The organism is Chitinophaga japonensis (assembly GCF_007830125.1).
GTDB classification, from domain to species: Bacteria; Bacteroidota; Bacteroidia; order Chitinophagales; family Chitinophagaceae; genus Chitinophaga; species Chitinophaga japonensis.
This window is the reverse complement of record NZ_VLLG01000005.1, coordinates 63,559-90,096: the sequence shown is the minus strand read 5'-3', so window position 1 is coordinate 90,096 and position 26,538 is coordinate 63,559. Positions and strand designations below refer to the sequence as shown.

Annotated in this window: 22 protein-coding genes and 1 tRNA gene; 9 read left to right on the top strand and 14 right to left on the bottom strand. The window is 53.1% G+C overall.

Going from position 1 to position 26,538, the window contains the following annotated elements; translation table 11 throughout:
• Positions 1–146 precede the first annotated feature (146 nt).
• On the top strand, positions 147–746 hold the full coding sequence (locus LX66_RS21660) for a Crp/Fnr family transcriptional regulator (protein ID WP_145717502.1): 600 nt from the start codon (positions 147–149) through the stop codon (positions 744–746).
• Between the two features lie 39 nt (positions 747–785).
• Here LX66_RS21660 and LX66_RS21655 read toward each other — a convergent pair whose 3' ends face one another.
• The 3 genes from LX66_RS21655 to LX66_RS21645 all read right to left on the bottom strand — a co-directional run bounded on the left by LX66_RS21655 (position 786) and on the right by LX66_RS21645 (position 3,377).
• Positions 786–1,598, bottom strand: coding sequence for a helix-turn-helix domain-containing protein (locus LX66_RS21655; protein WP_145717500.1), 813 nt, complete (start codon positions 1,596–1,598; stop codon positions 786–788).
• 35 nt (positions 1,599–1,633) lie between these two features.
• Positions 1,634–2,659 carry an SDR family NAD(P)-dependent oxidoreductase gene (locus LX66_RS21650; protein WP_145717498.1) on the bottom strand — a complete coding sequence of 342 codons (1,026 nt, stop codon included), beginning with the start codon at positions 2,657–2,659 and terminating at the stop codon, positions 1,634–1,636.
• A 202-nt stretch (positions 2,660–2,861) separates the two neighbouring features.
• Entirely contained in the window at positions 2,862–3,377 is a 516-nt protein-coding gene (locus tag LX66_RS21645) for a lipocalin-like domain-containing protein (RefSeq protein WP_145717496.1), read from the bottom strand.
• Between the two features lie 108 nt (positions 3,378–3,485).
• On the opposite strand from LX66_RS21645, the gene LX66_RS21640 reads away from it, so the two are divergent.
• A complete protein-coding gene (locus tag LX66_RS21640; protein WP_145717494.1) occupies positions 3,486–4,334 on the top strand; it encodes an AraC family transcriptional regulator in 849 nt (282 codons plus the stop codon).
• 16 nt (positions 4,335–4,350) lie between these two features.
• Positions 4,351–5,955, top strand: a complete 1,605-nt coding sequence (locus tag LX66_RS21635; protein WP_145717493.1) for a serine hydrolase domain-containing protein — start codon at positions 4,351–4,353, stop codon at positions 5,953–5,955.
• 93 nt (positions 5,956–6,048) lie between these two features.
• Here the strand turns inward: LX66_RS21635 and LX66_RS21630 are convergent, their stop codons facing one another.
• A complete protein-coding gene (locus LX66_RS21630; protein ID WP_145717491.1) occupies positions 6,049–7,245 on the bottom strand; it encodes a hypothetical protein in 1,197 nt (398 codons plus the stop codon).
• Between the two features lie 119 nt (positions 7,246–7,364).
• Between LX66_RS21630 and LX66_RS21625 the strand changes: the two genes are divergently transcribed.
• Entirely contained in the window at positions 7,365–8,624 is a 1,260-nt protein-coding gene (locus tag LX66_RS21625) for a hypothetical protein (protein WP_145718348.1), read from the top strand.
• Between the two features lie 67 nt (positions 8,625–8,691).
• Here the strand turns inward: LX66_RS21625 and LX66_RS21620 are convergent, their stop codons facing one another.
• From LX66_RS21620 to LX66_RS21595, 6 genes are all read right to left on the bottom strand, one after another.
• Positions 8,692–9,054 (bottom strand): DUF1801 domain-containing protein, encoded by a 363-nt coding sequence (locus tag LX66_RS21620; RefSeq protein WP_145717489.1) that lies wholly within the window; start codon positions 9,052–9,054, stop codon positions 8,692–8,694.
• A gap of 85 nt (positions 9,055–9,139) precedes the next feature.
• Positions 9,140–9,547 carry a VOC family protein gene (locus LX66_RS21615; RefSeq protein WP_145717487.1) on the bottom strand — a complete coding sequence of 136 codons (408 nt, stop codon included), beginning with the start codon at positions 9,545–9,547 and terminating at the stop codon, positions 9,140–9,142.
• A gap of 142 nt (positions 9,548–9,689) precedes the next feature.
• Entirely contained in the window at positions 9,690–10,262 is a 573-nt protein-coding gene (locus LX66_RS21610) for a Crp/Fnr family transcriptional regulator (protein ID WP_145717485.1), read from the bottom strand.
• Positions 10,263–10,525: 263 nt separating this feature from the next.
• Positions 10,526–10,599, bottom strand: a tRNA-Pro gene (locus LX66_RS21605).
• A 73-nt stretch (positions 10,600–10,672) separates the two neighbouring features.
• The gene (locus LX66_RS21600) at positions 10,673–11,335 is read right to left on the bottom strand and encodes a hypothetical protein (protein ID WP_145717484.1); all 663 of its coding nucleotides are present in this window, start codon (positions 11,333–11,335) and stop codon (positions 10,673–10,675) included.
• Positions 11,336–11,346: 11 nt separating this feature from the next.
• Positions 11,347–11,853: an RNA polymerase sigma factor gene (locus LX66_RS21595; protein ID WP_145717481.1), complete on the bottom strand. Its 507-nt coding sequence runs from the start codon at positions 11,851–11,853 to the stop codon at positions 11,347–11,349.
• 169 nt (positions 11,854–12,022) lie between these two features.
• Here LX66_RS21595 and LX66_RS21590 point away from each other — a divergent pair, with 169 nt between their 5' ends.
• Positions 12,023–12,367 (top strand): TfoX/Sxy family protein, encoded by a 345-nt coding sequence (locus LX66_RS21590; RefSeq protein WP_145717479.1) that lies wholly within the window; start codon positions 12,023–12,025, stop codon positions 12,365–12,367.
• A gap of 37 nt (positions 12,368–12,404) precedes the next feature.
• Here the strand turns inward: LX66_RS21590 and LX66_RS28215 are convergent, their stop codons facing one another.
• Positions 12,405–12,566: a hypothetical protein gene (locus LX66_RS28215; protein ID WP_158642707.1), complete on the bottom strand. Its 162-nt coding sequence runs from the start codon at positions 12,564–12,566 to the stop codon at positions 12,405–12,407.
• Positions 12,567–12,653: 87 nt separating this feature from the next.
• Between LX66_RS28215 and LX66_RS21585 the strand changes: the two genes are divergently transcribed.
• A complete protein-coding gene (locus tag LX66_RS21585; RefSeq protein WP_145717477.1) occupies positions 12,654–15,860 on the top strand; it encodes a GH92 family glycosyl hydrolase in 3,207 nt (1,068 codons plus the stop codon).
• Here the strand turns inward: LX66_RS21585 and LX66_RS21580 are convergent.
• The 3 genes from LX66_RS21580 to LX66_RS21570 are packed head-to-tail and all read right to left on the bottom strand — an operon-like array spanning position 15,857 to position 22,179.
• Entirely contained in the window at positions 15,857–17,320 is a 1,464-nt protein-coding gene (locus LX66_RS21580) for an MFS transporter (RefSeq protein WP_145717475.1), read from the bottom strand. The two genes, LX66_RS21585 and LX66_RS21580, sit on opposite strands and share 4 nt — an antisense overlap.
• A gap of 31 nt (positions 17,321–17,351) precedes the next feature.
• Positions 17,352–20,720 (bottom strand): DEAD/DEAH box helicase, encoded by a 3,369-nt coding sequence (locus tag LX66_RS21575; RefSeq protein ID WP_145717473.1) that lies wholly within the window; start codon positions 20,718–20,720, stop codon positions 17,352–17,354.
• A gap of 10 nt (positions 20,721–20,730) precedes the next feature.
• The gene (locus tag LX66_RS21570; RefSeq protein ID WP_145717471.1) at positions 20,731–22,179 is read right to left on the bottom strand and encodes a hypothetical protein; all 1,449 of its coding nucleotides are present in this window, start codon (positions 22,177–22,179) and stop codon (positions 20,731–20,733) included.
• Between the two features lie 51 nt (positions 22,180–22,230).
• On the opposite strand from LX66_RS21570, the gene LX66_RS21565 reads away from it, so the two are divergent.
• From LX66_RS21565 to LX66_RS21555, 3 genes are all read left to right on the top strand, one after another.
• Entirely contained in the window at positions 22,231–24,213 is a 1,983-nt protein-coding gene (locus tag LX66_RS21565) for a PI-PLC domain-containing protein (protein ID WP_145717469.1), read from the top strand.
• 132 nt (positions 24,214–24,345) lie between these two features.
• Entirely contained in the window at positions 24,346–25,044 is a 699-nt protein-coding gene (locus LX66_RS21560; protein ID WP_145717467.1) for a DUF6515 family protein, read from the top strand.
• A gap of 677 nt (positions 25,045–25,721) precedes the next feature.
• The gene (locus LX66_RS21555; RefSeq protein WP_145717465.1) at positions 25,722–26,396 is read left to right on the top strand and encodes a response regulator transcription factor; all 675 of its coding nucleotides are present in this window, start codon (positions 25,722–25,724) and stop codon (positions 26,394–26,396) included.
• Positions 26,397–26,538: the final 142 nt, after the last annotated feature.

The following is a 26,538-nucleotide window of genomic DNA, read 5'->3' as shown; positions in this document are numbered from 1 at the left end:
TTACTTTCTTTACATTCATGCAGTAATGCTGCCGTTATCATTGCAAAATTGAGCAGAACGGCTGCCTCAAAACAAGGAGATTTGACACAATTTTTTGCGGTCATTTGACCTAATTTGCCATATTAAACAGCATTTACTGTAAACCGATGTTTGAGCAATTTGAAGCCCATATTGCCGCCTACGCGGACCTTACGCCCGATGAGCTGAAGTATATGCGTTCGCTATCCGTTACCCGGAAATTGCGCCGTCGGCAACTGCTGCTGCAGGAGGGCGAAGTGTGCCGGTGGAAGACCTTTATCACCAAAGGACTGCTGAGAACTTACTATACCCGGGAGGACGGCTCCGAGCACATTATGCGTTTTGCGGCCGAAAATTCCTGGATAGTGGACCATCAAAGCTACAATGATCAAACTCCCTCCAAATACAATATTGAGGCGGTGGAGGATACGGAAATCATATTATGGACCCGGGAAAATTTTGACAGGTTACTCCTCGCCATTCCCGCTATCCGCGATCTGTCGGAAAGGCTCAAATCCAACAGCCTGGACGCCAGCCAGGACCGCATACGCATGAATATCAGCTACACGGCAGAGGAAAAATACCAGGCCTTTATTACTTCCTTCCCGGACATTTTCAGGCGGGTGCCGTTGCACATGGTGGCGTCTTACCTGGGCGTATCGAGAGAAACGCTTAGCCGTGTAAGGCATGCGCAACTGAAGCGGCAAGGGGAGAACGGGATGGTGTGAACCATATAATTCTGCGCCGGCTCAGCAGCTTTTAGTGTACTACTCTCCGTGGGCTAAAGCCGTGGGTGCGTACCCGAAATGTTTTTTAAAACAGAATGAGAAATGCGAGAGGTCTTCAAAGCCTACTTCCAGGTACACCTCCGCAGGCTTTTTCCGGTGTCCGGCCAGTTGATAATGCGCCAGCTCCAGCCGCTTTTGTGTGAGCCATTGACGGGGCAGGGCATCGAATTTCTTCCGGAAATCCCGGTTAAAGGTGGAAAGACTGCGCCCGGTCAGGTAAGCAAACTTTTCCAACGGCATATTGAACATGAAATTCTTTTCCATGAAATCAACCAGGTCTATTTTACCCGGATCATCGAAATGGGCCAGCACCTGATCAATGGCCGGGTCGATCACCCGGAGGATGCTGATCGCCTCGTTGATCTTTAAGGAGGCGATGTGCTCCGGGAAACTGTCCTGCAGGTCAAAATATGGGATGAGCGAAGCCATGCAACTCTGCAGGAGCGGATGGTGGCTGAAGCGGCATATCTTTTGCTGCGGTGAGCCTTTGGACCTGACATCGATATTGGAATAGTAGCTTTTCAGCCGCTCTACCGTGAGATGCATGGCCACCGCTTTATGCGGCCGGCCATCCCTGGGATAGTTGATAATCGTGGCAAGCCGGTTGCGCGGTATCAGGAAAATATCGCCCGGCCTGAACACATCACTGGTATCCGCCTGGATGATCTTTGTTTCGCCGGAAATGAACCATACCAGCATGTGATGCTCAAACGCGATCTCTGTTTTGAACAGGCTATCCTCGTAGCAGGACAGCTTTATATCGGGGGTGATATACCGGGTCTTGAATTCCATATGGCTTCACCTGTAAAATTAACAATATTACATTGCTAGCGTACCGGAAATGCGATGCCGGTCATCTGCTCGCTCAGCGCCCATAAACGCCTGGCATTTTCCGCATCCAGGGAATAAGGCTGCACGCCGCGCTGTGTAGCGGGATCGTCGTACCGGTGCGCTATGTTACCGGTATCCAGCCCGGCCACATCCGCATCTTCGCAGTAAACCCCGCCGATGCCATTCAGCAAAGGGCTGGTAGCGCACCAGATGGTGGTAGCCGCACCCTGGGGAATGGTCTTTAGTTTGGCGGCTACTTCCGGCAAAATATGGCCATCGTCATCGCACATCCCCATTTGCCTGAATAATTCTACCGGCGCCTCCCGTCCCAGGTCAGTACCGTTGATGGACCCGGGGTGCAGGGAATAGGCCCTTACGCCAAAGGATTTGCCACGATGATCCAGTTCTACGGTGAACAGGTTGTTGGCCGTTTTGGATTGTCCGTAGCCCTGCAGGGTCTCGTATGCCCTTTGTTCAAAATTGGGGTCATCAAAGTGGAAGGGCGCCATCTGGTGGCCGAAGGAGGATACATTGACCACCCGGGCGCCATTGGCCTTTTTAAGGGCCGGCCATAGCCTGGCGGTCAACTGGAAATGCCCCAGGTGGTTGGTAGCCAGTTGTGATTCAATGCCCCGGCTGTCGCGGCGAAGGGGCACCCACATGATACCGGCGTTGTTAATAAGCAGGTGCAGCGGCTGGCCGGCAGCCAGGCATTCGTCTGCAAACTGGTTAATGGAATCCGGGTCCATCAGGTCCATGGTACGGACGGTTACATTTTGAACGCCCCGCAGGTTTTTAGCCGCTTTCTCCGGGTCCCTGGCCGGTACCCATACGGCAGCGCCAGCGTTTACCAGTGTTTTCACGGTTTCCAGGCCGATACCGGCATAGCCGCCGGTCACGATAGCGGTTTTACCATGCAGGTCAATGCCGCTGATCACATCGGCAGCGGTGGAAGTGGCGGAGAACCCGGACCGGAGGGGCTGTTGTAGTGCGCCGTTATAGTTGTCCGTGTTTGTTGTCATGTTGTACTGTTTTTGTTATGCAGCAAAAGTAGGGCAGGGGATGTTGGGGGGCTTTGTTGCCCGTGTCAATTTTGCTTTGTTGGGCGTGTCAGGGGGGGGATGGCTCCCGGGTTCATCCACTCAATGGGAAGGCCACCTGATAGCAGGTAGCCTTTAATTCAGTCGTCCCGGCTGTATAATAGTCAACGGACCGGCCAGGTGGTTATTTCACACGTCGCCAGACAGAAATAGCAATTCTTCCTGCGCCAGCCGTGGCTGGCACCTGGTAAGACAACATATTGCCAGTGAATTTATATTGCCGTATCTGCGTCGTGTGTTCCCAGTTCGGATATGCTGCATAATCAATCTTGAATTGCAAGGTTTGTTGCGCTGTATCAACGAAGATATGACCGGTGTGTGTGCTAATGCCTAAGCATGCTGCCTCATATTCCTGCGGCGTGCCGCGTTTCTTATCCCCGGATGCAAACCTGGGCCGGTCGGGGCGAAATATCTGTAATGAATATTGTCCTTCATCATCAACCATTAACAAGCCTTTAGCATTCGTCCCATAAGCAGTGTCAGTCACACGGGTTCCATCGGGGTGCAGGACTTCGGCCGCCTCCAACACCCAGGTCCCTGCCAGCGGAGAACCAGCGGTTTTGTTTCTGGTTTGCGCTGCGCCTGCAATTGATGAGAATAATGGCAGGGAAAATAAAATGACAACGATTCCTTTTTTCATGTTGCGTGTTTTTTGATGTAAACTTTCATTTCCTGATAGCGCAAAAATATACAATCCATCTACCATCCTACTTGTACTTTTTTACGTTTATTCTGTATTTTCATCCTCATGAAAAGTCAGGTATTATACAAACAGTATGAGATTGAGTGGAAAAAAATGCAACGTTTCGCCAGGGCAATGAAACGCAACAATTTTTTTGAGTTGATTTATGTAATAGATGGTACGGGTATCCAAACGGTAAACAAAAACAGGTTTAATTACCGCAAGGGAAATTTATTTTTGTTAACCCCGCAGGATGTATATTCGTTTGATATTGCAACCGCTACAACTTTCTTTTTTCTTCGGTTTAACGAGCTGTATGTAAAAGAAAAAATAAGTAAGGACCGGGATGCAGTAAAGCAGGTGGAGTATATTTTACAAAACGCCAGCCACCGCCCCGGCTGCATACTGAAAAACAAGGTAGATAAACCCCTTATAGCTACACTTGTTGAAAGCATTTTAAAGGAGCAAACCAACCAACAGTTGTACTACAATCGTATTACAGAGCAGATCGTAAGCACTGTTATAACTATAGTAGCAAGGAATATTGCCTTAAAACTTCCAAAGAATATAAAAGAAACTACCGGCGAGCCGGTATTGGAAATATTACATTATATACAACAAAACATTTTTGAGCCGGAAAATTTGAGAGCTAAAAAGCTCAGCAAGCACTTTAGTATATCGTTGAACTATTTGGGACGTTATTTCAAAAAGCAAACAGGTGAAACTTTACAGAGTTACATTACCAATTATAAGCTACGCCTGGTAGAAGCAAGATTACTGCACAGCGATATGCGGATTAACGAAATTGCATACGAATTTAATTTCACGGACGAAAGCCACCTAAACCGCGTATTTAAAAAATATAAAAGCATGAGCCCTACAGCGTTCAGAAAAATGAATAAGGTTAACTTGTAACCAGAAAAGATAATATATGCCAGGAAGAACAAAGCTTGTACTGTTTATCATATTATTAATCGTAACGGATCTGCAGGCGCAGAGCAGCAAAGCCAGGCTACGGCCTTTGCATGACACCAGCTCATTTGGCAGGGACATAGAAAATTATTACAAACTGCTGCAATTGCCGGCTTTAGCTGTTGGGGTAGCCCTTGGCGATAGCCTTATTTTTTTCCGGGGCATGGGGGCTGCCAATGCTTTGACAAAGGAACCCGTCACCGCGGATCACATTTTTCCTATTGCCTCGGTTACCAAAACCTTTACGGCGGTAGCGCTTAAACAAATGGAAGGAGAGGGGAAACTGTCGCTGGAGGACCCGGTTTCGAAATTCCCCAACCAATACTTTACCCCTGACAGGTGGAGCCAGCGCACCACACTTGGGCAACTGCTAAGCAATACTGCTGAAAGTAGCCCGCCCGGTACCCGGTTCATTTACAATGGCAGTAAATTCAACATCGTGTTCAACGCCTTTGCTGCCATTAATAAAACCAGGGTCCCTAATGATATAGCACGGCCCTTTACGGAGGAGATACAAGGACGGATATTGACGCCGTTGAAGATGGAGCATACCCTGCTGCGGTTTTCAGAAAGTGAACATGGATATTTAAGGAAATGGTTTGCACAGATTTACCGCCTGGATAATACGGAAGGGAGGTTCATCCCTGTTGATTTTAACCCTGTTATCCTGCAAAGCGGACCGGGTTTTGGGATGATGAGTTCCGTGAACGATCTTGTAAGATATTCATCGGCGCTTAGCCGGGATAAATTATTGACGGCATTACAATACAGGCAGCTCACCTCGCCTTTTTACCCGGGCAGCCCTTATGGCGCCGGATGGTTCACTGCCAGCTTTGAAGGTACGGAAATGCACTGGGCTTACGGCTATGGGGATAATGATGCCGCTCTGTTGCTGCGGGTGCCTTCAAAGGATCTTACGCTTATCATGCTCTCTCCCTGTTCCCTGCCCTCGGCTGCAACAAGGCTCGGTTATGGCAATCCCTTTAACGCGATGCTGGTATGCTCCTTCTTCCGGAATTATGTTCAGACGGAGCTCCCCAATTCGCGGCTTCCGGTGGAGGAAAAATTTGCCAGGGCAACGACCCTGGCTTTTCTACCTGCTTCATTTCATCCCGATTCATTTGCCGTAGAAAATCTTTTGCAGGGGATGATGAAGGAATTTCCATCAGATACGATCTGGCAAACGCCGACAGCTTTTGAACTGGTGAGCGCATCAGGGAACCCGCAAATTTTGGAATTCGGGTTACAGATGGCAGAGGAATATGCCAGGTCCGGAGCATTGCACCCGGTAAAAGCATGGTATGCAGGCCTGATCTATCAGAAAAACGGGAAACCGGAAAAGGCAGCGGCTTGTTTTGAACGGCTTGCCAGGGGCGATGCGTACCGGGAGCAAAGCTATAAGTTCAATGCCATGATGGCGCTTGCCAAATGGTACAGGGATACTGATGCGCAACGATGCAGGGAAGTGCTTGAAGCGTTGATCCGCTTTAAGGGATACATTAACGCAAATGATCAGCAGTATAAGGAAGCGAAGGAGATGCTGGAGGGGGCAAAAAGCCAATAATGGCAGTTTCACACGCAGGGAAAGGCTTGTAGCTGCATCTAGCTGCATCACTGCCGGCCTTTCCTTGCGTGTTATACCCGGTCTGCTGATTTTTTATTGTCCGTCGGCGCTTAAATGAATTCCCTCCGTATCGTCCAGCCGTGCAATCATCCCCCAGCCATAAAAGTAGTTAGCCAGTGCTATCAATATCTCGTTTTTACCTTGTTTTAGTGGCAATTTTATAACGGCATTTTCTATAGTACACCTTCCCTTCGGGAATTTCTGCGCTGGCGACCCGAAATGATTCTTGTCAATATACATCGTTTGTCCGTTGACAAACATCCATATTTCGTCGCTGAAGCCAAGGTGCAGCATGCGTTCCTGGGGCCGGTCGGAGTAGATCGTTGTTTTGAGCCAGGCCAGTCGCCGGCCATTGTTCACTACCCGTCCGTAGATCCTGGTGAGGTTGACAATGCCCCGTGCTTCCGCCTTTACCGGTCTCCATTTGAGGGTGCTGTCCGGCAGGTCCGCCCTGGCGGTTGTCGCACCCATGTACGGCAGTACCGGCACCACATCTTTTCCATATGCGAAATCTGTTGCGGGGCTTACCAGCCAGCTCCGCAGGTACCGGGTATCGTTATAAACGGAAGTATACCCTGGCGCCGGGTCCAGGTTTTCCACTGCACCGGGCCGGATCACCAGGTTGGCCATCGTCACCCTGCCGCCAAAGAAGAATATCCCGCCTTTTGTTGTACCGGCCTCCAGCTCCGGCACTATCAAAGCCGGGCGATCCATATCATTTACATATGCCTTCATTTGCTTCCCTGATACGACCAGCTTTACATGGTTCCACCCGGGAATATTGAGTTTTGCGCCGGCCTGGTATTCGTCGGTCAGGTCCCAGAGACTCATACTATCCAGCATGGCTGCATATTGCAAGGTAGTACGCCCCTCCGGCGAAGTGGAGCCGAAATACCGGAGATAAAAGTTCTCGCCATTCTTCCTGTCGGCTGACAAACGGAAACAAATGCCCGGGAAACCCTCTCCCAGCTCTATATCGTACTCGATCGTACCGTTTGAGAACTGCTGGCCCCTGGCGAACAGCGGCGCCCCGGTTTTTATACGGACGGCCTCGACACCCCTGTTCATGATAAATTCAGCACCGGCCGTGTCATACTCCCAATATTGTGGCTGCATTGGTATCCTGATCACTTCCGCTGTTCCGGAACTGGTTTCCTGGGAGATGGCGCTTAAGGCGAAAAGAGAAAGGCCGGCAAAGAGGGGGATGGCTTTTTGGATTGTTCGTTTCATAAATTTTAGTTTTTAACTTTAGGTATCGACAGCCAATTTACACCGGCGTGGGCAGGGAGGTCTGTGCAAGCGCGCGCCAAACCCGTGCAAAACCATGCATGGCTTATTCAAACGGAAAAATGGATAATAACAGTGCTGAATATTACCTGTCCCGGTGCCTTGAACGGATCGAAGCCATATTTGAGCGGGGCGCCAGCGATCAATGGGCGACGTATGACTTTGAAAAACTGTCGGACGCCATCTATGAGCGTACGGAGGTACGCTTGAGCGTAACCACCCTCAAACGCATCTGGGGAAAATTAAAGTATGGCAGCGCACCAACGATCACGACTCTTAATGCGCTGGCCCGGTTTGCCGGCTATGCCGACTGGAAAGACCTTACCCAAAAGCTGGACCAGCCGGCAACCCCGGAGATGGGTGCCACGGTGGGAAAGTCTCCCCGGAAATCAAAGCGCCTGGTCCTCGGGCTGGCGGGTACGCTCATGCTTGCCGCAGCGCTTTATTTTTTCTTCATCTCTGCCGGGGAAAAAGGCCGGGTGTATCATTCCAGTCAATTTGAGTTCAGCGCCAACAAGGTGGTCACGGAAGGCGTACCCAACTCCGTTATATTTAATTATACCGCACGGGAAAAGCCGGAATCCTTATTTATTGTGCAAACATGGGATATGTCCCGTAAAACCCTTGTATCGGGCAATAAGCACCAGCATTCCGCCATTTATTACTACCCCGGTTACTTCAAAGCCAAGCTCGTTGCCGATGGCCAGGTCATGAAAACGCATGACCTGTGGATCACCTCCGGCGGATGGTTATGCCTCCTGGAAGAAGAGCCGGCTCCCATTTACTTCAAGCAGGAGGAATGTGTGCAAAACGGCGTTGTGGAGGTAAACGCGGCTATGCTGGAGCGACATCGCAGGTTAGCGGCGGGGGCACGGGTCCGTTTTTTCAACCAGCGCGAGATGCCGGGCCTGGTGAATGACAATTTTACATTCGAGACCAAGGTGAAGAACGAATTTGACGATGGGGCGAATGCCTGTCACCATACGGAAGTACTGATCCAGTGCAAGGATGATATTATCTTCATACCGTTAACTGCGAAGCCCTGTGTAGGCGACCTGCTGCTCTATTTCTGCGGCGCACGGGTGGAAAGTAAGTCAGCCGACCTGTCGGGTTTCGGTTGCGACCTTACGCAATGGACATCGTTGCGGGTAGAGACGGTCAATAAGACGGCGCGTATATATGTGAACGGCCGGAAGGCGTATACCTTGACATTCCCGAATCATCCAACGGAGATTGTCGGGGTACAGTACCGGTTTAATGGCGCAGCGGCGGTGAAGGACACCAGGTTTGGGAGCAGGGGGAAGGTGTGGGAGATGGATTAGGGGGCGTGAAAACCGGACAAACAAGAGTAACGCTCATTTGTCCAGTTAAAGCCGGGACGACTGGAGATCAGCCATTCATTAATGCTATCCAATCCCTTACCACCTTTTGCAAATCCGCTTTGTGTTTTTTTACATCTTCCATAGAATGGAATTTTGCATAGGCTTTGCCTTTCGGAGCGGGTTCCAGCACCCCGGTTTTGTCGTTTAGCAATTCGCCCTTGTGAAAGATCACCGCCACATAACCGGTTATCCGTGGATTGAATGTCGCCATAGGCTCTTTGTAGTCAAAGCTGGGGCCGCCCCATTTTACATCTTCTTCCATTTTCGGACTGGCTTCACGGATAATTTGTATAACGGCTTCCATTTCGGGTTTTAAGGGATGCTGAAGCTTGCTTACAAATTCATCAATCTTATTTTTTGTCTTGCTCATAGTTTTTTCTTTTGATGGTCAGAATAAAAGCAATAATGATGGGAAGGACTGCTGGCCCCACTTTACCAGGCAGTATGATACCGGGTTAATGTTGCGGAAGCTGGGTTTCATCCATATATATGATCTCCCATTGATGTCCGTCGATATCTTCAAAACTGTGCTGGTACATCCAGCCATGGTCCTGCGGCTCCGCGTAAATCCGGGCGCCTGCCTGCCTGGCCTTATGGACGTATTGCTGCACTTCTTCTTTTGAAGCTGCATCGAGGGCGATGAGCACTTCAGTGGTCGTTTTTGTATCACACACTTTTTTGGGGGTGAAAGTGGTGAAATACGCATCCGTGAGCAGCATGGCAAAGATGTGATCGCTGATAACCATACAGGCAGCTTTGTCATCAGTAAACTGCGGATTGAAACTGAATCCCAGGGCTGAAAAGAAATTCATCGATTTGGTAAGTTCTTTTACCGGAAGATTGATAAAGATTTTTGTTGCCATTGTGTGATGTTTTTGTACAACAAAATTAGGACGGGCACCAGGTCTTTCCCTTTACATATGTTGAGACACGGGCAGAAATTGGGCAATTCACTCAACAAATGTTGAGTGATTCGACAGGTGATAGCTTTGGGGGGGTATAACCTTACTTATTTGCAAAGAAGATGCGGCTCATTTGTGTAGGAGTAATTCCCAGGTAAGAAGCGATCTGGTGTTTTTTTATACGGTTGACGAGGTGCGGGTATTTTTTGACAAAATCATCGTACCTGTCTTTGGCTGTATTTTGGCGGAAGCCAATTTCCTCCGGCTCTTTTTCCAGGATCCAATGACGTTCCATATAAGCAATATAAAAGGCTGCAATGTCTTTGTATTGTTCTGTGAGATTTTTGAACGCCCAAAAATCGTATTCCCAGGCGACCGTGTTTTCGATAGCCTCAATGCTGGTTATACTGGGGGACTTACTTAGCAGGGAGGTAGTGGAGGCGGCAAAATAGCCTTCAGAAAAGAACCGCTTTGTAAAAGCGCTGCCATCATCTGCAAGCGAGTATTGGCTAAACAATCCTTTGGAAACAAAGGCGACAGTACGGGCAGTTTCTCCCTGGCGTACCAGGAAATCGCCTTTGGTATACCGGCGGCTGCGCAGGATGTTTACCCAGGCCCACTCCGCTTCTTTACTAAGGGTGGTATATTCCGCGACCTTCCTGAAAAAATCTTCCATAGCTGGCGTTTATCAGCGCTTGAGTATTACTGGATCTGATGCATTTCCGGTACCTTCCCCTGTCATCTTTGTAAGTCGCAACAGTGGTTCATAAAGGATTTTTATACCACTTAAGTTAAACGATGGGAAGCAAGTTATATTTTTCTTGTTTATTAGCAAAGTGATGGGTTACATTCTGCTGCGAATGCATTACAGGTTTTACCTTGATTTTTACCTAAATGAAAAAGCCTTTATGGATTTTCCATAAAGGCTTGATTTTTTCGTCGGGACGACTAGATTCGAACTAGCGACCCCTTGCACCCCATGCAAGTGCGCTACCGGGCTGCGCTACGTCCCGAACCGGTAATGCCAGTAGTTTTACTGACGGGATGCAAAAGTAAGCATATTTTTTATTTCTAAAAACTTATTCCTCACTTTTTTATCGCATCCTCCCGCTCAAACGCATCGATCTCTTCCAGGAAAGCAATAGCCCTGGTCACCGGCCTCCATTCCGGCCCGTCAAACATCCGCCGGAACCATTTTTTATGGCTGTTCTCCAGCCGGATGTTCCGGTACAGCCAGATAGAGGCGGCCGTAAAGGCCAGCGTCACCGGCACGGTGGACAGCCAGAACCATAGCCCGCCGTGGACGAACATCGCCGGCGTATAAAGGAAGGTGGTGTAAAACGGCATCTGTAGGTACAGTATCCGCATCACACGCAGGGTAGAGGCCTGCAGCTCCGCCAGGTGCTTTTGTGTGGCCAGCACACTGTCGCTGTTGTCAATCCGGTGTATCAGCACCAGGTGCCGGATATAGGATACAATACCAACCAGGTTGAACAGGACCACCATCCCGGCCGATATGGTAAACGATATTAGCTGGGGACCGGATAAGCGGTACATCAGCCAGCCCAGGATGCCCGTCCATAGCAGGCCCAGCACAATAAGCAGCACTTTGTACCAGGTCAGCGACCGCAGGGCAGACCGCACTTTCTGGGTCTGTAGTTCCTTTACCAGGTGCAGGTTCAGCGCCAGCGATCTTTCCAGCTTTTGGTCATATGCCTGCCACAGCGCTTTCAGTTCAATATCTTCCATGATGATAGTTGTTAATAGTTACGAAATTTTTGTTTCAGCTTGTCCTTCACCCGGCTAATCTTGGTGGCGGTATTGGTCTCCGTTAGCCCCAGGATCTCCGCAATTTCCCGGTAGCTTTTTTCCTCCAGGTACAGGATCATTAAAGCCCTTTCCAGTGGCGGCAGCTCGTTTATCAATTGTTGCAGCAACTGCAGGTGCTGCTCGGTTTCCGGTGGCCCGTTGTCGGGTACAAGGTCCAGTATGCTGTCCGTCAGCACACTGCTATGTTCCTGCCGCCTTTTGTCCTTCCGGTAAAAGGAGATGGACACGTTCAGCGCCACTTTGTACATCCAGGTAGACAGCTTGTATTGCTCATTGTACTGCGGGAACGATCGCCATAACTGGTAAATGATCTCCTGTACCAGGTCCTTCCGGTCTTCCGCCTGCCGGCAGTAAAAGCTGGCCACCTTGTAGATGATGCCTTTGTACTCCGCTATCACGGAAAGGAACCTGTCCGCTGTCGCTTGTTCAAAATCCATTCAGGTAGTGATTATTACGTATTAAATTACAGGTTTCCCTGTCATGATGGTACCGCTTGAAGGTCCCTGCAGGTAAATCGGGCGGCGTACTGTAATATTATTCGCAGCAAGCTCCCGAAAATCACACCCGGGCGGCAAAATATTTTTATTTTTAGCAAAACGTTCAGATATGGCATTTAACGGGCAACTGGCCGATCGCGTCAGGGAACTGATTGCAGCCGCAACAGACAAGTCAATAGCAGAAAAAAAAATGTTCGGGGGCCTGTGCTTTATGGTGGATGATAAAATGTGCGTAGGGGTGCGGGAAGAATATATCATGGTGCGCCTGGCCCCCGCCTTTTTTGAGGAGGCGTTGGAAAAGGAGGGCTGCAAGCCTATGGTGATGGGAGACCGGGTAATGAAAGGCTTCCTGTATGTGGATGACTCCGTTCTGGCTACTAAAAAGCAACTGCAGTATTGGGTGCAAAAGGCCCTGGATTATAATCCCCTTGCTAAAGCTTCCAAAAAGAAATAACAGATGCAACAACGGGCCGGCCATGCCGGCCTGTTGTTTAACAATCTTCCGTTGGCCAGCTACAAATGCAGATGGAGGCGCCGCAAATCGTGATGGCCCCGCTCACAAAGGAGCCTTTGGCGGTAGCGGGCGGCACATTATTGAGTTTGGCGATCCGGATCTTGTCCAGGCGTAGCTTTTTGGCGGTTTTCTTTTTCATAGCGGTATTATTTTGAGGTAATGAAGTGTACTAAATATATTGAAATTTTTTTGATAATTTAATCGCCGTCATCAAAAACAGTGAGCTTTGATCCTGCCATCCGGAAACCGTTTCCTGCATACCTGCAGTCTTTTATATTGCCTGGCCTTCCTTCCTGCCGCTGCACAGGAAAAGGATCTGCTGTCTTATGTAGATCCGCTCATCGGTACCACTAAAAGCAATGTACCTACCCGCTGGGGCAGTGAGGGGGGGACCTATCCCGGCGCCGTAGCGCCGGCAGGCTACCTGCAGCTTACGCCGGAAACCAGGGCCGCCGGCGCGAAGGGATATGACTATACCGACAGCGTTATTTATTATTTCAGTTGCCTGCGGCATTACAGCGGTTTCCCCTCCGGTTCGGCGGGCCACCTGCTGGTAATGCCCGTAGCGGATACGGCGGGTTTCAGCCCCGGCAATTACCGCCGCCGTTTTTCCCATACGGATGAAAAGGCCGCGCCCGGCTATTACAGCGTATTGTTCCGCGACAACCATACACGGGTAGAAGCCACGGCCACTACAAGGGCCGGCATGTTCCGCTTTACTTTTCCACAGGGCGTAACGCCGCAACTGTTCATCAGCGACAGCGGACGGTATGGTATGGCGATGCGCTGCAGTGAACCGTACACCGGCATACGGGCCGTAGCAGGCGGGTATCTTTTCTCCTTTCCGCCATCGGCATCCGGGGATAAAACGCTGCTGCTCCGGTTGAGCGCTTCCGGCGTGGGAAAGGAGAGCGCGGAGCGGAACATGGCGGTGGAGCTGGATGCCGGCTTTGACGAAGTGCGGGAGCGCACCCGCCGCGCCTGGTTACAGGCATTGTCCGCAGTGGAGGTAACGGATGATGACGAGGCCCGCAAAAAAGTATTTTATACCGCCCTGTATCATACCCTCCTGATGCCCTGGATCATTTCAGATGTGGACGGGCGCTATCGCGGTGCCGACGGACAGGTGCATACCACGGATGGCAAAAATGAGTACGGCGGCTTTTCACCCTGGGATACTTTTCGCTCCCTGCATCCTTTGTTGTGCCTGCTGTACCCGGACAAGCAGCAGGATATGGTGCGCTCCATGCTGAACGTATTCCGGCAAACCGGCCATCTCCCGGTGGAGAGCATGACGGGCAACCATGCCGTACCGGTGATCGTGGATAGCTGGTTGAAGGGCATCCGGGGCGCCGACAGCATCCTGACCTATACCGCACTCAAAAAAAGTATTGCGGATACTCCCTTTATACAAGCGGATATGCCGGTTTTCCGCCGGCAGGGATACGTTCCCTTCTCCTGGCCGGAATCCGTGACCCGTACAGTGGAATACGCGTATGACGACTGGGCGCTGGCGCAGTTTGCCAGGCAGGTGATGGGCAATGATGCGGATCATCGCCTTTTCCTGCACAGCAGTTATGCGTACCGTCACCTGTTCCATCCCGGGGAGATGTTGCTGCTGCCCCGCAAGGATAGCACGTTCCGCCTGCAGCCCGGCACCTCCGGCTACAAGGAAGGCGATGCCTGGATCTATTCCTGGTTTGTGCCGCAGCACCCGCAGGACCTGGTGAACCTGATGGGCGGGCCGGCGCTTTTTACGCGCCGGCTGGACAGCGCGCTGGCGCAGCAGCAGGTATTGTTTGATAATGAAACCGTCTTTCACGTGCCCTGGCTGTTCAATGCAGCCGGCGCCCCGCAGAAAACGCAGCAGTGGGTAGGTCATATCCTGCGCACGCGCTTTACGGCCACACCCGGCGGATTGCCGGGCAATGACGACCTGGGCTCAACATCCGGCTGGTACCTTTTAAGCGCTATGGGCCTGTACCCGCTATGCCCCGGCCTGCCGGAGTATACCATAGGCGCGCCGCTTTTCCGCCGGATACGCATACACCTGCAAAACGGGAAGCAGCTTGTCATTGAGCGCAGCGCTGCGGATGGGCCTTACATACAATCCCTGGCCCTGGATGGCAAGCCATACCCCCGTCTCACTATTCCGCATATACGTATTATGAAGGGAGGGACCCTGCGCTTTGAAACTGCGGATGCACCCTCGCAGCGCTGGCCGGTGCTTGATACGGCCGATGCCCCCGGCCGCCCGCATTTCCACATTACCCATTATGCGTTGTCGGCAGATACATTAACGCCGCATGCCCCGGGCTGGATACGCTTTTCCCTGCGCAACACCGGCAGCATGGGCACCCTGCAAATGCAACTGAAGGTGAATGATAAAGTGTACGCCTATAAGAACTGCCTGGCAGACAGCGGCGCTACCATCACGGATTCCATCCCTTTCCGCCTGTACCGGCCGGGAAGAGCGCATTTGTCGTTGAACGGTCTGCCGCCTGTAACGGTCACCGTGCAGCAGCCGGAGCATCCGTATCCCGGCCAGCCGGAGATCAGTGACTGGCGGTTGTCATCGCTGGTGGAAAAAGGAGCGCTGCAGACCGTGACATTTACGGCACAGAATACCGGGGGAGTGGCCCGCCGCTTTCGCATACCGGTCCTGCTGCATGATAGCCTGCTGCGCACAGTAGCCATTACCCTGCAGCCCGGGGAAAAAAAGCGCCTGCACCTGGAACTGCCCATGCATCGCACGGGTTGGCAAACACTGGCGATCTACGGCACAAAGGAAAAGTTCAAAGTATACGACAGCGCCCGCGCAACACTGCTGCTGCACCTGCAGCCGGAACAGCATAGGGATGGCATGGCGCCGGACCTTTCCGGTTTTGATAATAACGCGCGTGTGATCTATAGTGGAAAGGAGCAGTTGCCCGCGCGGCAACCGCTGCTGTTGGGAGAGGACTGTTTCGTGGAAGTGCCCCATGCGCCAGGGTTAGACCAGGTGGGGCAAACCCTTACCATGATGGCCTGGGTGAAACCTGCCGCTGCCGGCGAGGGGCTGGTAGACCTGTTCACCAAAGGCGATGCGCACGTGCTGCAGGTAGTGGATCAGAAAACGCTTAATTTTTTTGCCGGCGGCTGGGGCAGGGGAGAATGCAGTGCGCCCCTGCCGGATAACTGGCTGCATCACTGGCACCATGTGGCCGGCGTTTGCGATGGCGTCAGCCTCCGGCTATACATTGATGGTGCGTTGAAAGCGGTGACACCTTTATCGGAAGCGGGCATCCCGGATGTGCACAGCCACTGGACCATCGGCCGCAATGAAGAGTTTCCTTCCGCCAGGATATTTAACGGCTACCTGCAGGATGTGAAGCTCTTTGCCGCACCGCTGCCGGCAGCGGCCATACAGGCGGAAATGGGCGCCCGGCCCTAAGAGGTTTTCTTCTTTATAATAGCCCGCAACTGCGAATGCCAGCTCAGCAAATTGCCGATCAGGAAAGCGTCTTTCAGGCTGCTTTTGAGGGTGCTGCGCATGACGCGCACCACCACGTCTTTTTTCACTTCCCCGGTTTCCCGCACCCAGCCCAGCAGGTCCAGCGCCATTAGCGCCAGTATAGCGCCTAACAGGAACAGGAAGTTCCAGTCATGGAGCGCTACCAGGTGTAGCGTCTTTTGCAGCCTGGGGCCGCCCCAGGTGGCGTCTATGCTCAGGTGCCGGCCAGCGAAGAAGTCCGCTAAAATACCGCCGATCAGGGGCGCAATGGAAGAAAAGATGGAGGTGATGATGTTCTTGGCAGACAGGTATACCACGGCATCATCGCGCGGGGCCAGTTTGAGGCCGATATTGGTCAGCGACAGGTTGATCCCCGCGGTGGAAATACCGGTCACAATGTGAATGATGGCCAACAGCGCCAGGTTGGCGTACAGGCGGCTGTAAATGCCCACAAAGCACCAGGCGATAAAGCAGCCGATATACAGGGGGGCGCTGATGGCAATAATGGTCTTGTTGCTGTAGCGGTCCGCAAACAGGCCCCATATCCGGACGGTAAAAATGCTGCACAACTGGCTGAGAATGCTTAACCCGATAATATAGGAAAGCGAAAGCCCGAGGCTTTTCATCATGAACACGGTAAAAAAAGGCGTGGCGATATTCAGCGCAAATACCCAGGCGGAGTTAAACACCAGCAGGTTCCTGAAATTGCGGTTTTGCAGCGGACGCTTCAGCAGCCGGAAAATATTCTCCCGCGCCAGGTACGACTGCGGCTCCGGCGCCATGGACAGGATAAAGCCGCCGGTTATGCCGATAACGCCCCCTGCAATGAACATAACGGCATAGGTGTTCAGCTCGTATTGCGGATAGTTCCGCTTTATGTAATCCACCAGCAGGGCCACGCTCAGGCTCAGCACTACATTCAGCGCCTGCGTATAGCTGCTGCGGCGGGAGAAGTAGGCCCCCATACGCTGCTCCGGCACCAGGTCCTTTATCCAGGAATTCCAACTGGGCCCGGCTATGGAGCCAAATAAATAATAAAAGACCAGGAAAAAAATGATCAGCTCTATGGAAGCGGAGCCCGGCAGGAACAGCGCTATACAGCCGGTGACCAGCAGGGGCAGGCGCGCCAGCAGGGTGCATAGCACAGCCACAGCCCGGCGGTTATTATAGCGGCGCACCAGCCATATGGATATCAACTGGGAGGCGTGGGTGAAAGTAGGCATGGAGGCCAGTAGCCCGATCTGGAAGTTGGAGGCGCCCAGCAGTAATGCCATGGCTACCAGGAAAGCGCCCCCGGTAAGCGTTGTCATGGCTTCTGCGGCCAGGCCATCGCCAATTACCAGCTTCAGGCCCCGCTGCACTTCCTGCTCGCTTAATACTGCTTTGGGTCTTAAATTCATATGCCGGCTTGTTGGAAAAGCACGACAATGATTATACCAAATGATTGTCCAGTAACCCGATCAGGTCCGACCTGGATAAGGATTTTAATACAGGCATGTCCGTTCTTACCAGCCCTTCGGCCAGCTCTTTCTTGGAAGCCTGCAGTTGCATGATCTTTTCCTCCACCGTATCCGGGCAGATAAGCCGTATGGCCATTACGTTCTTATGCTGCCCGATGCGGTAGCAGCGGTCTATCGCCTGGTTTTCCACGGCGGGGTTCCACCAGGGATCTGTAATGTACACGTAATCGGCTTCTGTGAGGTTCAGCCCGGTGCCGCCTGCTTTGAGGCTGACGAGGAACACGCGCAGGGCGTCGTTGTTCCGGAAATCGCTTACTACCTGCTCCCGGTTGCGGGTGCTGCCGGTAAGACAGGCAAACGGGATGTTCCTGGCCTGCAGGGCTGCTCCTACCAGGTCCAGCATGCGCACAAACTGGGAGAAGACCAGGATCTTATGCTGTGGCGCCTTGCTTTCAATCTGTTCGGTCAGCACCGCTATCTTGGCGGCGGGGTATTCCGGCGCCGGGCCTTCTTTCAGCAGCACGGGCGAGTTGCACAACTGCCGCAGGCGGGTAAGTCCTTTCAGTACGTACATGGAGCTTTTGGGCAGGTCTTCTTCCGTGCGGGTGGCAATGTATTCCCGCAGCTCTTTTTCGGCCGCGTCGTATACCTTGCGTTGCTCCGCCGGCATTTCACAATAGATGACCATCTCCGTTTTATCCGGCAGTTCCTTTTCCACCTGCTGCTTGGTGCGCCTTAAAATAAAAGGGTGTATGCGCTGCTGCAGCTCGGCGGCCCGCCGGCGGTCCTTGAACTGGTCGATGGGAATGGCGTAGGTATGCTTGAAATACAGCTTGCCGCCCAGCAGGCCGGGACAGGCAAAGGAGAACTGACCGTAGAGGTCAAAAGTGTTGTTCTCCACCGGGGTACCGGTAATGGCTATACGGTTGCGGGCCCGCAGTTGCCGCGCGGCGCGGTAGCGTTGGGAGGCAGGGTTCTTGATGTGCTGCGATTCGTCCAGGAAAATGTAGTTGAAGGTGTATTTGCGCAGCAGGGCGGTGTCGGACAGCAGCGTGCCGTAAGAGGTCAGCACGATCTCGTGATCATCAAATGCCCTGGTATCCCGTTCCCGGTCCGCGCCGTAAAAGGTGAGCACTTTCATGGAAGGCGCAAACTTCCTCACCTCTTCCTGCCAGTTAAAGATCAGGGAGGTAGGCGCTACCAGCAGGTTGGTATTGTGCTGCACTTTGCTGCGCTGGGAAAGGATGAAGGCAATGATCTGCAGGGATTTTCCCAGGCCCATGTCATCCGCCAGGCAGCCGCCAAAGCTGAAATCATCCAGGAAGTTCAGCCAGTTCAGCCCCTGCTGCTGGTAGGGGCGCAGTGTGCCCTGTAGCTCCGGTGGCGGGGGGATGGGCCGGATGCTGTCAAAGGAGGTGAATTTTTCCTTGTACAGGGCCAGCTCCTGCCGCACTTCCGGGGCCAGCATATCTTCGTCATATAGCTGGTCAATAGCGGCAAAATTGATCCGGGGCGTGTGCAGCACATCATCTGCAACTTCGCCGGCCTGGAACCAGGCGGCAAATTTCTCCAGCCACCTGGCCGGCAGTATGCCCAGTGTGCCGTCGTCCAGTTGCACATAGCGGCTTTTGTCCTTTACAGCCTGCTGCAGTTGTTTCAGGGAAGCTTTCTTTTTGCCGAAACGGGCGGTGATCACGGTATTGAACCAGTTGATACCGCTGTTCACTTCTATGGTGATATGCGCCCGGGAAGGGCGCAGCTTTTTGCCCCGCAGCTCATTAAAGCCCAATACGGTAATGTGCTGCTCATGCCACTCATCTATGGCCTGCAGGAACCAGTCGTCTTCCAGGAACCGCGCTTTGGGCAGGTAAAAGTAATGCTGTCCTTCTTCCACCTGTTCCCGGAAGTAAGGATGCTGTTTGCTCAGCAGGGCCGTCAGCGCGATCTCCGCCGCATCGTTGCGGCGTACCAGGAACTCGCGGCCCTTATCGTCCACGCCGTATACCTGCCGTTTGCTGAGCACGGGCACTTCCACCTCGCCGTATTTAATCACGGGGTTGATCATTACAAAGCCGCCGAGGTCGGATAGGTAGATGATCCTTTCCCCGGGGCCGTCAAATCCCTGTTGCCGCAGTTGAGCGGCAGTGGCGGGCTCCATGTAGGCATGGTACACCTGTACGCGGTCTTCCAGCCGCGCCAGTATGTTGCGCCGGAACTCGCCAAAGCGGGAATGGTGCACCGTTACATCGCCGGGATATTTTTTGAAGAAGGTCACCAGGTCCGGCACGCCGCTGTCTTCCGGCAGGTACAGCGTATCGCCCGCCTGCAGGAAGTAGTGGTATCTCACCGGCAGTTCCTGCAAAGGGTAGGCCTGGTTGTCGATGCTGAGCTGTCCGCCCAGCTCGAAAAAATCTCCGTTGCGCACCACGGTAACGGATATACTGGCAGGTAGCATCCGCAACGTTACCGGCGTTACGGATGCGGCGGTAATATGCTCCGATACCTCGCTGTCATGCTGGAAAAAGGGCAGCCCGCGCGGGTTGGCCACAATGGCCTTCAGCCCCGCAACATCTGCTGCGGAGCGCTCCGTATTATAGTTTTGCTGGAAGCGGGTAATAGCGGTAAAGAACTTGATCTCCTGGTGCTGTTCGCTGCCCCAGATCAGGTCCAGCGGGTTCACGGGCGTAAGCGGGTTCTTAATCTTTCCTTCTTTGGTGGTAGCGGCCCGGCACAATTCTATGTACAGGTGCTTGTAATATTTGTGTTGCCGCAGCACCACGCAGAGCATGGTTTGATCTGCCAGGTCTGCCAGCTCGCGGAAGGGAGGGCGTGGCGTGGAGAACAGGGCAGCCTCCATGGACTGCAGGCTTTCTTTGGTCACCGGCAGCAGCGCCGGTATCCGGGGTTGCATCCGTAGCTGCCGGTTGCTGTAGGCAATGTCAAAATATTGATCGGGGTCCGGGGTGTTTTCCAGCCCGTAATCCGCGGCAAACTTCCGCAGCTTTTGATGGCGTAGCTTTTCATCAAAGAAAATGCGCAGCTCCTCCCGGTTCACGATATTGTACAGCACCTGCGCCTGGTGGGCGCACAGCCTTTGCGCCGGGCCGTTGCAGCCGCAGGAAAGCAGGAGCCGCTGCGCCTGCAGGGCCACTTTTACAGGCAGGTAGCCGTCTGTGGCGGGAGCCGGAAGGGCGAAAATGCCTTCATTGACGGTAATGCGTTCCGGCGCTATGTCCAGGAAACCTTTGGCATCCGCCTGGATGGCGGTGGCGCTGTGCTTTAAAACAAGGCTGTTCGTCAAGCTGGAGCTGTCAAAATCTTCCAGCACATATTCATTCATACCTGCAAAGCTACAGGTTATGAATATAAGACAGCATAAAGCCCAGGGAAAAACGCCGGGCCTTTACATTCCGGGTATCTCCCAGCAACAGGTTGCCTTCATTGGGATGGTCAAAATTAATGTCCTGCGGGTAGTTGCTGGTCAGGCCGTAGGCCAGCAGCAGGCCGGTGCGGAAATTGAATTTTTTCTGCCGGAAGTTCGCGCCCAGCGCGCAGTGCAGGTTGTTCCAGTAAGCGGTGTAGGCTTCATTGCTGTAGGTATCTTCCGGTACATCCCGCTCTGCATAGCTCATGTCGGTACGGAAAGCGCAGTAGGCGGTAACGGAGGGCCGGAGCCGGTAGCTGGCGCCCAGCGCAAAGTTCACCACGGCTTTACGCTGGTCTATCAGCCGCAGCAGGTTGATGGTAGACTCCCGGTTATTGCCGGTATCTGGCCGTATAAAGGCTTCGTTGCGGGGCGTGAGGACATTGTATGCCTTTACGCGCAGAAAATATTCCGCAGCCAGGTACAGTTGTCCACGGCCGTAGTCATAGGCATAGCCAGCCCCTATGCTTAGGGGGACTTTCCATTTTGCCGGCAGCTTGTCCTGCCGGGCGTTGGCGAGCTGGTCTAAAAAAATACCGTCAGTAATCCGGATGTTACTTAACATGAGATCGTTCACAATCGTGCCGCTGCCCCACAGGTGCACCAGGGGAGAGGACACCATCAGTCCCAGGTGATGCCGTCCTGCGTCATAGGCCAGGCCTGCCTTGAACTGCAGCCCCAGGTGAGAGTAGGTGGCCAGGTAATAGCCATCGCTGCTCACAATGGGCAGGGTGGAGCTGTCGACGTCCGCATTGGCCAGGGCCCGCGAATGGTAGTTGACGCTGTAACGCTGCTCGTGTAACTGCGCCTCCATGGAAAACCCGGCGGACAGTTGAGGAGAAAGCCGGAACCCCGTGCTGAGCAGGGCGGTGATATTGGAAACCCGGTTCTCCGTCACATAATCGCCCGTATAAAATTCCGGGCCGGGGCTGTAATCATCGTCCAGTACGTTAAACCGGTCGTCCCGGCGCTGCGATGCCTGCATCCGCATACCCGGCGCGTTGATCAGCGCATAGGCCACCACTACCGGCGCTTTTTTGCCCAGGGACACGCTGCCGGACAGCATCTGCGGCACAATGCGTATGGAACGGGATTTAAGATCCATCCCGGTACCCGTACCGTCCTTCACCTTAATGGACTCCAACTGGTAAATATTGGCGGTAATGGAGCTGATAGCGATGCGCCCCTTGTTGGAATGGCTCAGCAGCGCGGGATTGTAAAACAGCACCCCGCTGTCGCCGTTGCTGGCGATCACCGAGCCCGGCGTAAGCATCACGCCCGGCCCGTAGTTGGACGACCAGTAATGCGCATCCTGCGCGAAGGAGAGGAAAAAGGAAAAAATAAAGCATGGCAACAGTAACAGAAAGCGGACCATAGGTGTTATATTAGATGATATTGATTGTTAACGCATTAATCCTATAAAAGGTTGAGTTATTCATCTTACATCCTGCATCTTAGCTCGTTTTTCCTGCTGCTGACCGCCGGTTTGCGCGCGCAGAACCTGTCGTTCACCCCGCCTGTCAGTTTTTTGCCGCATGCGGTTACCGATAAAGCGATAGATATTACCCGTTTCGGGGACGGCTATTTCGTGGCCTGGAAGGCCGCGGGCAGCAGTGGCGGCATTTACGCCTCCTTCCTGGGCCGGCACCAGGATACGGCCTTCAGCCGGCAGGAAGTGCAGGTGCCGGGCGCGGGCAGCAGCATGGCGCCCGTGCTGCAGGTGCTGGGCCAGCGCCTGTACCTGCTGTGGCCGGCAGGCAACGGCGCCCTGCAGTACGTGATGAACGACACCGATACCAGCCTGGACATCAGCCATGTATATACGGTGAAGCTCAGCGGTCCGCAGCCGGCCTATGGTATTACCACCACTGCCGTGGGCAAGCGCATATTCCTGGCTGCGCACGGCAGCGACAGGAGCAGCCTGGTATACGCCCTGCTGGAGCCGGGCCCGGATGGCCTGCTGGCAGATGCCGCCATGCAGGTGATCCCCGGTAAAAAAGCGGCGGAATACCCCTTTGTAACCCGTCTCACGGATACGGACGTCCGTATTTGCTGGCGCGGGTATAAAGAGCAGCAGGTGTATTATGCGGACTGCCATTTGCCTGCCGGTACCTGGACGGACGCCCTGCCGCTGGACGGCGCCAGTGCCGGGGCGGCGCCCGCCCTGTACCATGTGTGGGACACCCGCCGCCTGTTCTATATCTGGAAGGGGCCTGAAAGGGACGCCCGCCTGTATTACACCACCGCGGCCACCGGGCAGGCGGCCGGTACAGTAAAAGTGTTGCCGGCCTATTTTACCGCGGCATTCCCGGTAGCTGTTTGCGAGGTGGATGCCAATAACTTTATCATGGCTTATCCCGATGCCGCGGGCCGCCTGTACCTCAGCTATTTTGCCGCCTACAACCCCGCTACCTGGATGCAGGACCTGTTCTTTCCCGAACGGGCGGATCATACGCTTAAGGATATTGTGATACCCGGTTCCCACGATGCCGGCATGTCCGTGCTAAGCGGCACCGGCGGGCAGATGAAGGAAGCTATTAATGCCTGCAACACGCTTACCCAGCAAATACCCATCCGCACCCAGTTGCGCGAAGGGTTGCGCATGTTTGACCTGCGGGTGGGCCGGTATAACGGTGCATTGTATACGAAGCATGCCGAATCCGACTGCGATACGGATGCGGTAGGCGCGGGTTACGGGGAAAAGCTGGACGATGTGCTGGGGGGCGTGCGCAGCTTCCTGGACAGCAGCCGGATGGAAACCGTGATCCTCACTTTCAGTCATTTCTGCGATGCAGATGTGCCCACATCGGAGCTGGCGGATACCATAATCGCCACCCTGGGCCCGCACCTGTACCGCCGCAGCGGCCAAAAACTGTCCGACCTGCCCCTGAAAGACCTGGCCGGCAAGGCCATCGTGGTATTTGAGCAGCGCGCTTACCGCAACGGGGCCATTGATTCCAGCACCATGACCGATGCTTCCGGGGCGTTCATCAATATCCGCCGGAAATACGCTGCTACCAATGATATCAACAAGCTGCTGGCCGCACAGGCCGGCTTTTTCAACAGCATGCAGGACGGCGTGCGGGATAACGACCTGGTGCGCCTGGACTGGCAGTTGACCCAGAGCAGCCAGGAGGCCGCGCTGGTCTGCAACGGCCTCCGGCCGGACCGCACCGGCGCCCTGGTGAGCGGCGTGATCCTGCTGACCAATGCGCTGAAAAAGAACCAGACCATCCTGGACCTGTCCGCCAAAGGCAACCGCTACCTGCTGCCTACCCTCGATGAGTGGATCGCCAACGGTACGGTGAATGCACGCAATAAGCCCAACATTCTGTACGTCGACGTGGCCGGCGGCTGGATCACCGATTATTGCATTGACCTGAACAACAGCCCCTTGTACCGGAAGTAGGCTTTTTTTAAGATAATTTTAGCGTGCCCGTCATTAAACCTTGTCTTCCTGTCACGATCTAAAACGGCAAAGTGCTCAGCAGGCTGTGAAGCGGTGGAGCACCATGATCTAACCGGATAAAATGTTCAACGAATGAAAGCGAGCATATTCCTAGCGGCGGCGCTGGCGGGTGGCCTCATCACCGGGCTGGCAGGAGAGGCCAGGGCACAGCGTGCCCGTGTACACGTAGGCGTAGGGGCGCATTTTGGCGGCCCCCGCTATTATTACCATCCGCCGGTACGTTATTACCGGGCCTATCCCCGGCCTTTTTACCCGTACTATTATCCCTTTGGCATGCGGGTAAGCGTGCTGCCCTATGGCTTTGTTACGCTGGGCACGGCCTGGGGACCGTATTTTTATTACGACGGCGTTTTTTACCGCTCCCGGGGCGACAGTGAAAGGAAGCAGGAATACGAGGTAGCGGAACCGCCCATCGGGGCCGATGTGCCGTCTTTGCCCTCCGGTGCGCGGGAAGTGGTGATAGACGGGAATACGTATTACGAATACAAGGGCACCTATTACCAGGAGGTGATCAGGCAGAACGAGCGCCGCTACGCCATCGTGGGTAAGAACGGGCAACTGGCCATTGGCGGGGAGGACAACAATCCTGTACCGGGCAGTGAGCCGGCCGTGCCGGGGGAAATTATTACCGACCTGCCGCAGGACTGCCATGAGGTGGAGATCAACGGGCAGGTGCTGTACGTATCGCCGGACGGTATGTATTACGAGGAAGTACGGCAGGGAGACACTATTACCGGGTACCGGGTTGTAGGTAAGCAGCGGGCGGACTAGCGATCCTGCAACGGTGTACCTTGTTGAGGGCGCTTCCTGTTGTGGAGGCGCCTTTTTCTTTTCCAGCGGGCACCTATAAACGAAAACTGTCCCCCAGGAATGGGGGACAGGCTGATAACTATCCTATGAAAACTTGCTTTCGCAAGCTAATCCTGTTAGTTTTGAGTTATAGAGAGTATATTTTGTTATTGTTAACTGGTTGCTTTTGCCTGGCATAGGTTATTTTGCATCATGCGAATGCTACACAAATGCTACAGGCTAAGCGGGATTTTCGTAAGGTATGGCGTGCGTAGCTTTTTGGTTGTTTGCAAATTTGAGAAAGTGACGTTAACCTGCGATGCTTTTTTTACCGAAACACCCTAAAATGAGTGTATATACCCAATTTTGGGCACTGATACCCATTTTGTGCAATACTGGCCTGTAAACGTATATCGGTACCCGTTATTTTGCGTCATATTTACGTTTTATGGACATCATGCACTTCTATTTTGTGTAAACCATTGAACAACAAAAACTTAGCAGTATATTGGCGCTTTATCCCAGCCAAGGTGAAGAAAATATGGTAATAACACGATCCGAACCGCCCTGATGCCAGCTTGATCCGTATACGTATAGCTATACAGCCGTCCTTTTTTTCCGGGCCCGACCTATGCCGAATTTTTCAAACATACCGTCTGATGAATGAAGCCACTCGTAAAATATTACTGGTGGACGGGAACCATTTATTCATCAAACAAATTGGACAACTGCTGGTTTCGGAAAATTATGATATCCATACTGCGCTATCTGCCGGGGAAGGATTGCAGCTTTGCCTGGAGCAACTGCCTGATCTGATCATCTGCGGTGTTACGCTGCGGGACGCCGGCGGCCATCATTTCCTGGTAGCCCTGCGGAACGATCCGCGGCTGACTCATATCCCTTTGATCTTCATCGGCCATAAGGATACCCGGGAGGAAATGCGTATGGCCATGAACCTGGGTGCGGACGATTACCTGGTGCAGCCCTTCAAAAAGCAGGAACTGCTGCTGAGCGTGCGCGCCCGGCTTTCCCGTTTCTCCATCTTCGACAACATGCGCCGGGCCGTGGAGAGTATCCCGGAGAACCCCATCTCCGTACCCCTGATACCCCCCGCTTTACAGGAAAGGTATAGCCTCAGCAAAACCGAAGCCCGCGTGATCAAGCTCATAGCTGAAGGCAAGAACACCCGGGAAATAGCCGCCGAGCTGTACGTAAGTGTGAAAACCGTTGAGAACCACCGCTATAACATTACCCGCAAGCTGGGCCTGACCGGCCGGAATTCCCTGACGGAGTACGTCATTAAAAATATTATCCAGCCCTATAAAAAGCCCTGATATTCAGTGTCTTGTGTCTTTTATATGAACTTATTTTTGATATTTTATTTAACTAATATTATTTTATTAAATAAATATTTATAATTTTATATATTAATTTGTGATATGAATATTGGGGCAATTGTTATCAACCGGCAATTGC

What these genes read in the sequence shown, in the direction of transcription:
- LX66_RS21660 (WP_145717502.1), top strand. Translation starts at nt 147, where the DNA reads ATGTTTGAGCAATTTGAAGCCCATATTGCCGCCTACGCGGACCTTACG.
- LX66_RS21655 (WP_145717500.1), bottom strand. Translation starts at nt 1,598, where the DNA reads ATGGAATTCAAGACCCGGTATATCACCCCCGATATAAAGCTGTCCTGC.
- LX66_RS21650 (WP_145717498.1), bottom strand. Translation starts at nt 2,659, where the DNA reads ATGACAACAAACACGGACAACTATAACGGCGCACTACAACAGCCCCTC.
- LX66_RS21645 (WP_145717496.1), bottom strand. Translation starts at nt 3,377, where the DNA reads ATGAAAAAAGGAATCGTTGTCATTTTATTTTCCCTGCCATTATTCTCA.
- LX66_RS21640 (WP_145717494.1), top strand. Translation starts at nt 3,486, where the DNA reads ATGAAAAGTCAGGTATTATACAAACAGTATGAGATTGAGTGGAAAAAA.
- LX66_RS21635 (WP_145717493.1), top strand. Translation starts at nt 4,351, where the DNA reads ATGCCAGGAAGAACAAAGCTTGTACTGTTTATCATATTATTAATCGTA.
- LX66_RS21630 (WP_145717491.1), bottom strand. Translation starts at nt 7,245, where the DNA reads ATGAAACGAACAATCCAAAAAGCCATCCCCCTCTTTGCCGGCCTTTCT.
- LX66_RS21625 (WP_145718348.1), top strand. Translation starts at nt 7,365, where the DNA reads ATGGATAATAACAGTGCTGAATATTACCTGTCCCGGTGCCTTGAACGG.
- LX66_RS21620 (WP_145717489.1), bottom strand. Translation starts at nt 9,054, where the DNA reads ATGAGCAAGACAAAAAATAAGATTGATGAATTTGTAAGCAAGCTTCAG.
- LX66_RS21615 (WP_145717487.1), bottom strand. Translation starts at nt 9,547, where the DNA reads ATGGCAACAAAAATCTTTATCAATCTTCCGGTAAAAGAACTTACCAAA.
- LX66_RS21610 (WP_145717485.1), bottom strand. Translation starts at nt 10,262, where the DNA reads ATGGAAGATTTTTTCAGGAAGGTCGCGGAATATACCACCCTTAGTAAA.
- LX66_RS21600 (WP_145717484.1), bottom strand. Translation starts at nt 11,335, where the DNA reads ATGGAAGATATTGAACTGAAAGCGCTGTGGCAGGCATATGACCAAAAG.
- LX66_RS21595 (WP_145717481.1), bottom strand. Translation starts at nt 11,853, where the DNA reads ATGGATTTTGAACAAGCGACAGCGGACAGGTTCCTTTCCGTGATAGCG.
- LX66_RS21590 (WP_145717479.1), top strand. Translation starts at nt 12,023, where the DNA reads ATGGCATTTAACGGGCAACTGGCCGATCGCGTCAGGGAACTGATTGCA.
- LX66_RS28215 (WP_158642707.1), bottom strand. Translation starts at nt 12,566, where the DNA reads ATGAAAAAGAAAACCGCCAAAAAGCTACGCCTGGACAAGATCCGGATC.
- LX66_RS21580 (WP_145717475.1), bottom strand. Translation starts at nt 17,320, where the DNA reads ATGAATTTAAGACCCAAAGCAGTATTAAGCGAGCAGGAAGTGCAGCGG.
- LX66_RS21575 (WP_145717473.1), bottom strand. Translation starts at nt 20,720, where the DNA reads ATGAATGAATATGTGCTGGAAGATTTTGACAGCTCCAGCTTGACGAAC.
- LX66_RS21570 (WP_145717471.1), bottom strand. Translation starts at nt 22,179, where the DNA reads ATGGTCCGCTTTCTGTTACTGTTGCCATGCTTTATTTTTTCCTTTTTC.
- LX66_RS21560 (WP_145717467.1), top strand. Translation starts at nt 24,346, where the DNA reads ATGAAAGCGAGCATATTCCTAGCGGCGGCGCTGGCGGGTGGCCTCATC.
- LX66_RS21555 (WP_145717465.1), top strand. Translation starts at nt 25,722, where the DNA reads ATGAATGAAGCCACTCGTAAAATATTACTGGTGGACGGGAACCATTTA.